Source organism: Idiomarina aminovorans (genome assembly GCF_023155095.1).
Taxonomy (GTDB): domain Bacteria; phylum Pseudomonadota; class Gammaproteobacteria; order Enterobacterales; family Alteromonadaceae; genus Idiomarina; species Idiomarina aminovorans.
On the sequence record NZ_JAKNDA010000002.1, the window covers coordinates 357,719 to 370,552 of the forward strand.

Consider the following 12,834-nt stretch of genomic DNA (forward strand, 5'->3'; position numbering starts at 1 on the left):
TATCTCATCAGGCTACTTCAGATAACCCAAGTTTTGTAGGCGGTACTTCATAGCATCGCGCGAAACATCAAACTTACTGCTGAAAAGCTCTAGCAAGTTTTCCGTAGAAATCTTACGGTCTTCCTGCTTGAGTACATCTCGTAGATGATTAACTTCACGCTGTATCAATGACGCAGGCATTAGTAATTGAGCTGCAAATCGATTTGCACGGGTTTCTCTATATGTACTATTTTCATCACGGTTCAGCGTAACAATACTGTCTGTAATAACCTCATCGTAACGACTATCGTCAATATGGGGATATATATCATACACTAAATGCCCTAATTCATGAGCCAAAGTAAACCGCTGCCTAACCGGAGGTTCTGTCGGGTTAACCCATATGTGGATAGAACGCACCTGACCAAACTCATCCCTTTCCACTTTCACAAAACCAGATTTTGTTAGGTTTTCAAAGTTTAATTCACTGCTGAAACGAACTCCTTCAATCGCGTTTGCCAATGATTTTACATCAATAGGTAATTCGAGCTCTGCTACAGGCTTCTTGAAAATCTTTTCAAGAAGATCGTTAGCTGAGCGAATATTTTCAAGCTGTTGAACAGAGAAAGTCCTGTCTTGATATGCTGTTGCGGTCATTAGTCCTTCCTCCCTTCACTATCACTGAGAAAATCGATTTCATCCTTATCCGGATGAGCAAGTGGGTCACTTCTCTTTTTATTTACTTCGTCATCTAAAAATGACTTCAAATCCCTGCTCAGCTCATTGAATAATGATGACTTCATGCTATCAAGAGTTTTGTTAAAGTCTTCACTTTTCAGGCCTGCTGACAGGTAAGCTGCCATCTGTTCATTATTAGACAGTCGTTCTTTTAAACTTGTTTCAGCCTCGTCAATAACTTGGTTAACTTCTCGTTTTTTATAGTTTTTTATCAAAACAAAACCGATAACACCAGAAACAGCAACTAAAAGACCAATAACTGAAATAATGACGCTGTACCATAAAAGGCTAGAATCATACGTTGCTGCGTAACTTTGGCTTACAAGAAATTGTGACTTTTCTATTGAGTCAACTTTCCCTTCATATTGCGCACTTGCCAATTGTAGTTGCTGAACTTGATTTTCAAGCTCCGATATCTTGCTTTCAAGATCTGCTGCTTCCTCGTTGCGCTCTGACATAACTGCATCCTTTCAGTTGTGAATAAATTTAGTATAGCAAACTTTTCAGAGCGAGATCCGATATTGATTTAATCCATCGGCATCTCACCTAAACTTACAGTTAGACGAACTCAAACTTTCAATTGGACGACGTTCAGTTTACAAATAGACGATATTTAATCGAAGGTGATTAAAGACGGATGCGCGACCTAAACTGTCGTAGTCGAATGCTGTAATCCTTGCAATCTTTACAAAAATTTTGCAGTGTTGTGCGAGATATAACACAATAATCGCACTTAAGGATTAGGTATGGCGAAGTCGAGAAATAAGGACGCACATAAAAGTGCGACTTACACAACAATCGGTTTAGCGAATCAGGAAGTGGTGAACCGTGTTGGTGAGGCCAGTAGTGAATATATTATCGCTTACCGTGGTTTCAATAATGCAACAGGCCAGGCTTTGGAACGTGGGCATAAAACAATAAGTGCTTACAGTAATCCCAATGGTGCGCAAACTGCCCAGCAAGCTGGTTTTAATGCCGAAATAGCTGCAACCGCCCGGCGCAATAGCGAAAGTATAAAATCGGGCTCCACTATCCGAAGCCCACGCTCAGAAGACACTGGAATGGGCAGTAATCATCCTATTTACGATCACGTAAAAACACTAGATGGTGTGGTTGTGGAAGGTTCTGGCTCTCAAATGAAGTTCATTGCTGCGCTACCCAAAGATGCGCACGACCGCGCTAATAAAATTGATCAGCAAATCAATCGTATTGCAAAAGAGAACGGCAAACAGCAGCGGTATCAAGGTATACCACTTGATGTTCCTACTGATCAGGTTGAAACCTATAGAGAGAGATGCAAAACACTGGCGGAGCAATACCGAGAGCAGGCGAAAGGAGCCGCAAATGCAGGAAAGCCGGATATTGCAGCACAGAGGCTAAAAGAGGCAGAGCAATGCGAAGAACTCTACGAAAATATTCGTGATGCCGATATTTCAACGGAAGAAGCTGTAAATTATCGCCGTAATGCCGAAAAGATGACGGCAAAAGACATAGCTCGGAATTCGCACGAAGCCGGTCTGCAAGGTGCCAAAATTGGAGTGGTGATCGGATCTTGCGTTAGTCTAATTACCAATTCTTACCAAGTATTACAGGGCGATAAGAACAAAGGAGAAGCAATTTTCGACGTTGGTGTGGCGACCGTAAAAGCAGGTGGTCTGGGCTATGCAACCGGTGCTATAGGCAGTGCAATATCCGCAACAATGCAACAGTCGGCAAAAGAGACTGTTCGGGGGCTTGCTAAAACAAGTTTACCATCTCTCGTTGTTACGACTTGCGTCACACTTTCAAGTTCTGTCCATCAACTAGAGCGTGTTGATCTTTCCTGTACATATTTTGTTCAGCAATACATCGGTAGCCACATCAATGAAAATGCCAGTGACACCATACTGGCATAATTTCTCGCTAACTTTTCATACCTGGTTGATATTGAACGATAATGTTTTATTCGTGCGAACGCATTTTCAACTAAATGCCTATATTTATACAGGCACCAATCGACACTGCATTTGTCTATATCCTGGCCATAATTACGTTTGGGTATGACTGAAGTCCCTCCTTTGACTTCAACATATTTCCTCAATGCGTCACTATCGTATCCTTTGTCGCCTACGAAAATGTTTACTTCCCTCAAATGGTCTACCAGACTTTGAGCCCGAGCTATGTCATTTCTCTGGCCTTCTGATAGTTCAAAATAAATAGGAAGGCCGCCACTATCCACGACTAAATGAATTTTTGTAGAGTTACCACCTCGGCTCTTTCCAATGCACTCATTATCCACGGTAGCCGCTCCGGTACTATGCTGATGAGCTTTAACAATAGAGCCGTCAGCAAAGACCCAATCGTAATCAGATAGTTTTGCTAACTCATTGAATAACATATTTAATAAACCTTTCTTCGACCACAAATTGAACCGGCGATAAACCGCGCTCCAATCACCAAATTCCGATGGCAAGTCACGCCACGGAATTCCGGTTCTCAGCCGGAATAATATCCCTTCAAACGTCATTCTGTGTTCTGTTTTATTGTAAATGCGGCCTGTGCTCTTCATTACTTGAAGTAGCTTTTTCCACCGCTTATCAGTTAGCATTAGTCTCGGCATGGTATTGAGTTGTTAGTTTATTTTTGGCGAAACAAATTATAACTCTTTACCATGCCGCTCAAAAACTAATCGCGAAAGATCAACACGCCTTAGGTATGATCCAATCAGAAAATAAAGATTTATTTTTAAAGTTAGCGGCGATGATTTCGTTTGCGGATATTGCAGAACAAGAAGAAGAAAAAGCCGAAGACGATTCTGGCAGCGTTTTTTCAGGATTCATAGGTGCGAATCTCGAAAGAAAGAGAAATGCGATAGATGAACCTTTAAGTTTTATCAATAGAAAGAAAGAAGAGCGAGCAGCATTAAAGCTTTACGCAAAAGAAATGGGAATGGATATAAGAAAATCTGATATTAAAGCGATAGACAAGAGTGTATTGGAAGCTATTTTCATTGCTTCAGAGACCCTCAGTGAAAAGTTGTTCGCTAATGAGGAGCTCAGAAAAGAGTTTTTCCAGGATGGATTAGTTGAGTTATTGAGAAAAGAAACCGTTGAAGACAAGGCTATACCGTTAACGGAACGCAAAGTCATGTTGTTCGAGGCCATTGCTATGGCTTACGCGGACGGAGAATGCTCTGCGCTAGAACGTGCTGTATTAGAGAAGCTGGCAGAGCAATTCGATATCGATGTGGAATTTATTGACGAGGCCGGTGAGGTTATTCGCTCGTTTAACCGCGTAACCCAGGAAGGCTTAGAGCTTATCAACGAATAAGGACATTATTATGCCATTACCATTATTAGTTCCTGTTGCATTAGGTGTTGCTGGTCTCTGGGGCGCAGCCAAAGGCGGCAAAGGATTTTGGAATATGAGTGAGGCGAAAGATGTTAACGCCGCAGCGGAACGTCTTTTAAAAGAGCATCACGATAGTATTAATGAGCTTAAAGAAACATCGTCATCTTTGCTGCAAGAGTACGGCAAGAAAAAATTAGACACCATAACCAAAGATTTCGACCGCTTCTTGACGGTTTATAACAAACTTCAGGATATTAAGGTCAGTGACTTTAACGTTGAAGAGTTTACCTCTTTACCATCTACAGAGGCGGAAATTAAAGAGTTTGCTAATGAATTTTCGCGCATCGTTGAATCTGGAAAAGGCCTTGTCGCAGGTTCACTTGGTGGCAGTATGGCGGCTTTTGGCGCTTACAGTGGTACAACACTATTAGCTTCAGCGAGCACGGGAACGGCTATTTCTTCATTGGGTGGTGCTGCGGCAAGTAATGCAACGCTCGCCTGGTTGGGTGGAGGAAGCTTGGCGTCCGGCGGTATGGGCATGGCTGGTGGTACTATGGTTTTAGGTGTCGTTGCAGCAGGACCCGCCTTAGCGGTAATGGGTTTTATGGTTGGAGCTAAGGGCGAGAAATCGTTGAACGAAGCATTAACCAATCTTGAGAATGCTAAAACAGCGGCGAAAGAGCTTGAAGGTGCAGAAATACAATTGAAACATCTTATTGAAGTTAGCGAGTTAGCAATAACAACATTGTCTAAAATACGCTCTAAGTTTCGTCGTGCAACGAAACGCCTGGAAACAATTATTGAAAACAAAGGCGGATCAGTTGAAAGCTATAATGAGTCTGAAAAGGACACCTTGTTTACAACCTTTAAGTTAGCTCAGTTGGCTAAAGTGTTGGTTGATCAACCTCTTCTTAGCGATGAGGGAGAAGTTATTGAAGGGGCTAAAGCGAACTTGGAATCATTACGGGACACTTTATAGCCTAGTTGCAAGCGTTCGTAGCCTGAGGTTATTTACCTCAGGTGCGATACTTCCCCCCGCACCGACGGAACCAACCGCTCAAAATATCATCAAAAGTTAGTGACAAAGCCTTTGTAGGACAAGGCCTACATGCGCTATTATATGCGCTTGATCTAAATTCTGGTAACACACAAATTACAAAAAAGTTACAGCACCATCGGTCTATGGGAGCCGCACCCCATGGGCGGTAGCGTGCCCAACGGTTGCAGTCAGGGTTAAAAAATAATGAAAATTGCAGTAGCGGGTACAGGATACGTTGGTTTATCCAATGCGGTTCTGTTGGCCCAAAAAAATAATGTCATTGCTGTCGATATCGACGAAGAAAAAGTCGAAAAAATTAATAATAAACAGTCACCTATCGTCGATAAAGAAATTCAGCAATTTTTAACAGAAAAGCCCCTTAACCTCACCGCAACTACTGACGCAGAAACCGCCTACAAAGACGCCGAATTCGTCATAATAGCCACCCCCACCGACTACGACCCGCAAACCAATTACTTCAATACTAAAACTGTCGAAAGCGTTATCAGCCAGGTAATGGCCGTAAACCCTAATGCGGTTATGGTGATAAAATCGACCATTCCGGTGGGTTATACGCAGGCATTAAAAGAAAAGCTAGGCACCAATAACCTTATTTTCTCACCGGAGTTTCTGCGCGAAGGCAAAGCCTTATACGATAACCTGCACCCGTCACGCATTGTTGTGGGTGAGCGCTCAGAGCGAGCCGAAACGTTCGCGAACTTATTGAAGCAGGGTGCCGAAAAGCAAAATATTGACGTATTGTTTACCGACAGCACGGAAGCCGAAGCCATTAAGCTGTTCGCCAATACCTATTTGGCCATGCGCGTGGCTTACTTTAACGAGCTGGACACCTACGCCGAAGTGCACGGCCTGGACACCAAGCAAATTATTGAAGGCGTATGCTTAGACCCCCGTATCGGCTCGCACTACAATAACCCTAGCTTTGGTTACGGCGGCTATTGCCTGCCAAAAGACACCAAGCAGCTACTCGCCAATTACGACGACGTACCACAAACCATGATCAAATCGATTGTGGACGCCAACCGCACCCGCAAAGACTTTATTGCCGACCAAATTATTGCCAAGCAACCGAAAGTAGTGGGTGTGTACCGCTTGGTGATGAAGTCAGGTTCGGATAACTTCCGGGCATCGGCCATTCAGGGCATTATGAAGCGCATAAAAGCTAAAGGCATAGAGGTTGTAGTGTATGAACCAGAGCTTAAAGAAGAGCGTTTCTACAACTCCAGAGTCATAAACGACCTGAATAAATTCAAAGCCGAGTCAGAAGTTATACTGAGTAACCGGCTGGCCGATGACTTAAAAGACGTGCAAGCTAGAGTGTATACGCGCGACCTGTTTAATAACGACTAACTTATAAGAAAAGCCATGACACAAGACAGCCAAAACGAACAAAATAACCCACAGCAACCCGCGCCTTATAACCCTGGGCAGTATCCGCCTGGCTACTTTCCACCGCCCAATTACCCGCAAGACGACGAAATAGACCTGCGCGAGCTGTTCGGCATTATTTGGGCCGGTAAGTGGTGGATTATTGGCATTACCTTTGTGTTTGCGGTGGCATCGGTGTTTTATTCGTTAAGTTTGCCGAATATTTATAAAGCAGAAGCAACATTGGCGCCGACGGAAGAAGCCCAAGGCGGAGGCTTTGGCGAGGAGATGAGTGGCTTAGCGAGTCTGACAGGTATTAGCGTAGGTAAGCAGCAAGTTGATAAAGTGACGATGGCAATGGAAATTTTACAGTCACGCCAGTTTATTAAAAACTTTGTGCAAAGACACAATATTCTGCCTGAAGTTATGGCGGTTAAAGAATGGTATCAAGCTAGTGGTGAATTAGTTTTTAATAAAGAAATTTATAACCCGAAAACAAAAGAGTGGGTACGGGACGTTGAACCACCTAAGAAGCCTGAACCCAGTAGCTGGGAGTATGTTAACACTTTCCAAAATAGTATTCTTTTAGTCGAAAAAGACTCAGAGACTCCTGGCCTGATTAATCTCTCGGTTAGCCATCAGTCTCCTGTTATTGCTCACCGTTGGGTTGAGTGGCTAATTGAAGATATTAATGACCATATGCGTCAGCGTGACATTAAAGAAGCGCAAAGCAGTATGGAATACCTGCAAAAAGAACTGGGAGAAACCAATTTAAGCAGTATGCAGCAAGTTTTCTATCAGCTGATTGAAAAGCAAATACAAACTATTATGTTGGCGAACGTGCGGCCAGAGTATGTTTTTCAGGTATTAGATCCCGCGGTAGTGCCGGAACAGAAAAGTGCGCCTTCGCGCGCCTTAATTTGCATTATTGGGACATTCCTTGGCGGCTTTTTATCGCTATTAGTTGTATTTATCCACCACTTAGCAAGAGGAAAGAATAAATAATGGGGTTAGCCCAATTAGTAAAATTGGGTAGATCGAGCTCGCTCATAAGAGGGGCTGGTGTATATCTTTTTGCAAGCGTACTAAATGCCTCGATACCATTTTTATTACTTCCTGTATTAACCCGTTATCTTGAGCCTGTTGAGTATGGAGAAATAGCGGTATTTCAAGTTTGGATATCATTGATAGGGGCTCTTTGCGGATTAAGTGTTCACGGTGCCGCAAATAGAAAGTATTTCGACTACGAAAATCCTGATAGAGAAATGGGCGAGTTTATCGGAGCCTGCGTTCTTTTGCTAATAGTTAGCACCATTGCGTTGGCAATAATAGTTTATCCATTCCGTAGCATCATCATAGAAACATTAGGTATAAAAGAAACTTGGTTATGGCTGGCTATTCCTGTCGCGTTTAGTAATTTCTTAATCCAGTTACGCTTAGGGCAATGGCAGGTAAGAAAAAAAGCAGCTTTTTACGGTACCTTTCAGATATCAAGAAGCTTGTTAGACATGTTGCTGTCGTTAGTTTTAGTAGTAGTTTTTACTTTAGGTGTTACTGGTCGTTTATCCGGTACTATTTCTGCAGCATGCATATTTGGGGTGATAGCCCTCTTGTCGTTACGCTCGTCAGATATACTCAAGTTAAGTTGGCGGCCTGATTTAATGCGCGAAGCGCTTAAGTTCGGTGTGCCTCTTATCCCTCATATTCTAGGTGCTTTTTTATTATTAACAGCTGATCGCGCAATTATAAGCTCTAAACTAGGATTAAGTGAAGCTGGCGTTTATATGGTAGCTGCACAGTTAGCTATGGCGATGAGCATTATGCTTGAAGCTGTTAATAAGGCATTCAGTCCGTGGTTGTTCGAGCGGTTAAAACGAGATAAAGAGTCCGAAAAGCGTCAGGTTGTTAAGTTTAGCTATGGATATTCTGCTTTTCTTTTATTTATAGCCTTTGTAGCTTTAATTGTGGGTGATGACGTTCTCAGGTTGATTGCTGGTGATAAATATAGTGCAGCCGGGAAAGTTGTTGGTTGGCTTTTTCTAGCCCAGGCCTTTCGTGGTATTTATTTTCTTTTTACAAATTATATTTTCTTTGCAAAAAGGACAGGGGCTATTGCAAGAATTACTATCTTTTTCGGTGTCCTGCACATAGGGTTTCTCTATTCCTTTATCGACTACTTTGGTGTTGTGGGAGCGGCCTACGCACTGTGTATAAGTATGTTTCTCCAAATGTTAGGAACATGGTATACAGCAAATAAACTAGTAACTATGCCTTGGATGCTTAAGTGATTATTAAAGCTTTAAAATTTATTTTCAAAATAAAGAAAAAAATAAGAACTAAATACTGGACATTTCGCGTTAAAAGAAACTCGGCTTCTTCTGGAAAGGGATTAAAGGTTAACGGCCCCTCAAGTGTTACTACAAAAACCTACCTCGGTAGTAATGTTAATTTTAATGGTATGGAAATTGGTGGTGGCGGAAAAGTTAGTATTGGAGACAACTTCCACTCCGGTCCTGAATGTTTGATGATTTCGCAAAATCATAATTTTAACTCGGGAAAGGCAATTCCCTATGACTCAACTTATATATTTAAAGATATTATTGTAAAAGATAACGTCTGGCTTGGTAGCAGGGTGATAGTACTTGGAGGCGTGACTATTGGGGAGGGAGCCATTATTCAAGCGGGAAGTTGTGTTGTGAATGATATTCCGGATTATGCAATTGCTGGCGGACATCCTGCGAAAGTTTTTACATACCGAGATATTGAACACTATAAAAAATTAAAAGCTGCCGGGAAGTTTCATTAATAGGTTTTTTATGCAAAATATTTTGAATTTAATTGGGCGCACAGAGCCATTATTTACCGACGATATCTCGTTTAACGGAAAAGAGTTAAATGCGGCAGTGGGCTCGTCTTCATTCCTTGTTATAGGTGCTGCGGGCTCTATCGGTCAGGCCGTTACCAAAGAAATTTTTAAGCGCAATCCGCAAAAGCTGCATGCCGTCGATATCAGTGAAAATAATTTGGTAGAGCTTGTTAGAGATTTAAGAAGCTCAGTTGGCTATATCGAGGGGGATTTTCAGACATTCGCTCTAGATATCGGTTCATGGGAATACGATGCTTTCATAGAGAATGACGGGAAATATGACTACGTACTGAACCTTTCAGCGTTAAAGCATGTGAGAAGTGAAAAAGACCCTTATACGCTTATGCGTATGATAGAGACTAATGTTTTCAATACAATAAAGACCCTCAAGCAGGCTGAAAAGAAAGGAACGAAAAAGTACTTCTGCGTTTCAACTGACAAAGCCGCAAACCCTGTCAACATGATGGGGGCCTCAAAACGCATTATGGAAATGTTCCTTATGCAGGGTAGTGAATCTATTGAAATATCCACTGCTCGTTTCGCAAACGTTGCATTTTCAGATGGTTCTCTATTGCATGGTTTTAACCAGCGTATTCAAAAACGACAGCCAATTGTCGCGCCAAATGACATAAAAAGGTACTTTGTCACACCTCAGGAATCCGGCGAGCTGTGCTTAATGTCCTGCTTATTTGGTGAGAACCGAGACATTTTCTTCCCCAAGCTGAGTGAAGCCCTGCACTTAATTACCTTTTCTGAAATTGCCGAAAAGTATTTAATAAGTCGCGGTTATGAACCGTATAAGTGCAGCTCAGAAGACGAAGCCAGAGAGCTTATCAAGACTTTGCCAGAGCAAGGAAAATGGCCTTGCCTTTTCACCTCCAGCGATACTACCGGTGAAAAAGACTTTGAAGAATTCTTTACCGACAACGAAGTGTTGGATATGGAACGATTCAGTAACATTGGGGTGATTAAAAACGATGCAGTTTATGATGAAAAGCTGCTAGAACATTTTGCCGGTAAAATTAATGAGTTACGACGCGCGAAATCCTGGAGCAAAGAAGACATCGTTAAATTATTTCATGAAATGATACCTGCGTTCGGGCATAAAGAGACCGGAAAATATCTCGACAGCAAAATGTAAACAGAGAGCACTATGTCATACGATATTAGCGAGTTTATTCGTTCTCTTTATAAAACGAAGGAATTTATCCCTCTGCACGCGCCAACCTTTGGTGAGCAGGAAAAGCTGAACGTGCTGGATACCATTGAAACCACCTTTGTCTCCAGCGTGGGCAAGTATGTTGACGAATTTGAGCGTGAAATAGAACGTTTCACCGGCAGCCCGAAGGCCGTTGCAACAGTGAACGGTACGGCGGCACTGCATACCGCGCTTTATATGGCGGGTGTAAAGCGTAATGACTTAGTCATTACTCAAGCCTTAACCTTTGTGGCAACCTGCAACGCCATTCACCATATGGGTGCTGAGCCCGCATTTGTTGATGTATCGCGCGAAACTCTGGGGCTTTGCCCGGTAGCACTGGAAACCTTCCTTGAAGACAACGCTCGCGTAGAAGGTGAGCGCTGCGTTCATAAAACGTCGGGTAAAGCCATTAAGGCCGTGGTGCCGATGCATACCTTTGGTCACCCGGTGCATTTGGATGAAATACAAAACATTTGTAAAAAATGGCAGATTACTTTAATTGAAGACGCCGCCGAAAGCCTGGGCTCCTATTATAAAGGTCAGCACACAGGCACTATCGGCGAGTTTGCGGCGCTCAGTTTCAACGGTAATAAAGTCATCACCACCGGTGGCGGCGGTATGGTGCTGTGCGCCAGCGAGCCCGACGGAAAACGAACCAAACATATTACTACCACCGCCAAGGTGCCTCACCCGTACGAGTTTTATCATGACGAGCCCGGCTTTAATTATCGCATGCCGAATTTAAACGCTGCTTTGGGTTGCGCGCAAATGCAAAGATTACCAGTGTTTTTGGAGCAAAAACGGGAACTGGCAAATCAGTACCGCGAGTTTTTTAAAGGCTCCGGCTATGAATTTATTGACGAGCCGGCGCACGGGCGTTCTAACTTCTGGCTCAATGCCATACTCTGTGACGATAAAGCAGCACGCAATGCTCTGCTCGAAGAGCAAAACAGTGCAGGTATAATGTGCCGACCCATATGGCAGCTTATGCATAAGTTACCTATGTTTGCACAGTGTTTAAGGGGCGACTTGGAAGTATCTGAAGATATAGAAGCGCGCCTTGTAAATGTTCCTAGTTCACCAATTTAATCTTCTTGAATAAAAGCGAAATACAATACTATGAAGCGAAGAATTGCAGTCTTCACAGGCACAAGAGCTGAGTATGGTTTACTTTATTGGATCATCAAGGGTCTAAAAGAATCTAGTAAAGTTGATTTACTTTTATTTGCTGGCGGCATGCACCTGTCGCCAGAGTTCGGAAAAACGATTAACCAAATAGAAAACGATGGTTTTAAAGTTACAGAACAATTAGAGTTTCTTCTATCATCTGATAGTCCGGTTGGTATTGCAAAGTCGATGGGGCTTGCGATGATCTCTGCTGCTGATTCTTTTCAAAGAACCAAGCCCGATATGCTTGTGGTTTTAGGCGATAGATATGAGGCGTTAGCCGTTTGTCAGGCGGCCATGGCGGCGCAAATACCTATTGCTCATATACACGGTGGCGAAACAACTGAGGGGCTTATCGATGAGGCTGTAAGGCATAGTATAACAAAAATGTCTCACTTACATTTTACAGCCACCGAAGATTATAGGAAGAGAGTTATTCAGCTAGGTGAACCGCCTGCAACAGTTTACAATTTTGGTGCGCCCGGAATAGATAGTATAAAAAAACTTAAACTACTCGAGCGAAACGAGCTTTCAGACGCAATTGAATTTAATGTTTTAGATACACCGTTTATGGTTGTTACCTACCATCCTGTAACCCTTAATAAGGATGGTGCAATTAATGATTTTAAAAACTTATTGTTAACGTTAGAGAAATGTGAAAACTTCAAATTCATAATAACCTATCCAAATGCCGACACATTTGGGCGCTCGTTAATTGTTCTTCTAGAGGAATTTAAGGAAAAGCATCCTGATAAAGTGCTTTTAACTAAGTCCTTAGGGCAACTTCGGTATTTAAGTGTTCTTAAGCATAGCGAACTAACTATAGGAAACTCGTCCAGTGGTCTAATAGAAGCACCGTCTTTTAGAATTCCTACGGTAAATATTGGGGATCGGCAAAGAGGCCGAGTTGCCGGTGATACGGTAATAAACTGCGAAGGTGATGCCGAGTCAATTAACAAGGCTCTTGATAAAGCTTTGTCTTCAAGTTTTAAAGAAATGTGCGCACAGTCGAAAAATCCCTATGGTGATGGTGAGAGCTCTCGGAAAATTCTGAATACTCTACTGAATACCGATCTAGATAATCTAGTTTATAAAAAGTTTTACGATTTAAGTTAGGCAATATTT

At 42.5% G+C, this 12,834-nt stretch carries 13 protein-coding genes; 10 read left to right on the plus strand and 3 right to left on the minus strand.

All coding sequences use genetic code 11. The features are described from left to right. Positions 1-12: 12 nt before the first annotated feature. Together L8G48_RS05830 and L8G48_RS05835 are read right to left on the minus strand one after the other, a co-directional pair. Positions 13-636, minus strand: a complete 624-nt coding sequence (locus L8G48_RS05830) for an ImmA/IrrE family metallo-endopeptidase (protein WP_248263662.1) — start codon at positions 634-636, stop codon at positions 13-15. Then, the gene (locus L8G48_RS05835) at positions 636-1,175 is read right to left on the minus strand and encodes a hypothetical protein (RefSeq protein WP_248263663.1); all 540 of its coding nucleotides are present in this window, start codon (positions 1,173-1,175) and stop codon (positions 636-638) included. Before L8G48_RS05835 ends, L8G48_RS05830 begins: the two co-directional genes overlap by 1 nt. Before the next feature lie 288 nt (positions 1,176-1,463). On the opposite strand from L8G48_RS05835, the gene L8G48_RS05840 reads away from it, so the two are divergent. Next, positions 1,464-2,612 carry a hypothetical protein gene (locus tag L8G48_RS05840; RefSeq protein WP_248263664.1) on the plus strand — a complete coding sequence of 383 codons (1,149 nt, stop codon included), beginning with the start codon at positions 1,464-1,466 and terminating at the stop codon, positions 2,610-2,612. On the opposite strand, the gene L8G48_RS05845 is transcribed toward L8G48_RS05840, so the two are convergent. Then, on the minus strand, positions 2,555-3,316 hold the full coding sequence (locus tag L8G48_RS05845) for an IS5 family transposase (protein ID WP_248263312.1): 762 nt from the start codon (positions 3,314-3,316) through the stop codon (positions 2,555-2,557). The genes L8G48_RS05840 and L8G48_RS05845 overlap by 58 nt on opposite strands. A 23-nt stretch (positions 3,317-3,339) precedes the next feature. Here L8G48_RS05845 and L8G48_RS05850 point away from each other — a divergent pair, with 23 nt between their 5' ends. From L8G48_RS05850 to neuC, 9 genes are all read left to right on the plus strand, one after another. After that, a complete protein-coding gene (locus L8G48_RS05850; RefSeq protein WP_248263665.1) occupies positions 3,340-4,026 on the plus strand; it encodes a hypothetical protein in 687 nt (228 codons plus the stop codon). Positions 4,027-4,036: 10 nt separating this feature from the next. Next, on the plus strand, positions 4,037-5,026 hold the full coding sequence (locus tag L8G48_RS05855; RefSeq protein WP_248263666.1) for a hypothetical protein: 990 nt from the start codon (positions 4,037-4,039) through the stop codon (positions 5,024-5,026). Between the two features lie 264 nt (positions 5,027-5,290). Continuing rightward, positions 5,291-6,457, plus strand: coding sequence for a nucleotide sugar dehydrogenase (locus tag L8G48_RS05860; RefSeq protein WP_248263667.1), 1,167 nt, complete (start codon positions 5,291-5,293; stop codon positions 6,455-6,457). Positions 6,458-6,472: 15 nt separating this feature from the next. Beyond that, positions 6,473-7,480 carry a Wzz/FepE/Etk N-terminal domain-containing protein gene (locus tag L8G48_RS05865; protein WP_248263668.1) on the plus strand — a complete coding sequence of 336 codons (1,008 nt, stop codon included), beginning with the start codon at positions 6,473-6,475 and terminating at the stop codon, positions 7,478-7,480. Then, a complete protein-coding gene (locus L8G48_RS05870; protein WP_248263669.1) occupies positions 7,480-8,763 on the plus strand; it encodes a lipopolysaccharide biosynthesis protein in 1,284 nt (427 codons plus the stop codon). The genes L8G48_RS05865 and L8G48_RS05870 overlap by 1 nt, the downstream gene beginning before the upstream one ends. Beyond that, positions 8,760-9,281, plus strand: coding sequence for an acyltransferase (locus L8G48_RS13525; RefSeq protein WP_248263670.1), 522 nt, complete (start codon positions 8,760-8,762; stop codon positions 9,279-9,281). The genes L8G48_RS05870 and L8G48_RS13525 overlap by 4 nt, the downstream gene beginning before the upstream one ends. A 10-nt stretch (positions 9,282-9,291) precedes the next feature. Next, positions 9,292-10,482, plus strand: a complete 1,191-nt coding sequence (locus tag L8G48_RS05880) for a UDP-N-acetylglucosamine 4,6-dehydratase (RefSeq protein ID WP_248263671.1) — start codon at positions 9,292-9,294, stop codon at positions 10,480-10,482. Positions 10,483-10,494: 12 nt separating this feature from the next. Beyond that, a complete protein-coding gene (locus L8G48_RS05885) occupies positions 10,495-11,631 on the plus strand; it encodes a LegC family aminotransferase (protein WP_248263672.1) in 1,137 nt (378 codons plus the stop codon). Between the two features lie 30 nt (positions 11,632-11,661). After that, positions 11,662-12,825, plus strand: coding sequence for a UDP-N-acetylglucosamine 2-epimerase (neuC, locus tag L8G48_RS05890; RefSeq protein WP_248263673.1), 1,164 nt, complete (start codon positions 11,662-11,664; stop codon positions 12,823-12,825). Positions 12,826-12,834 lie beyond the last annotated feature (9 nt).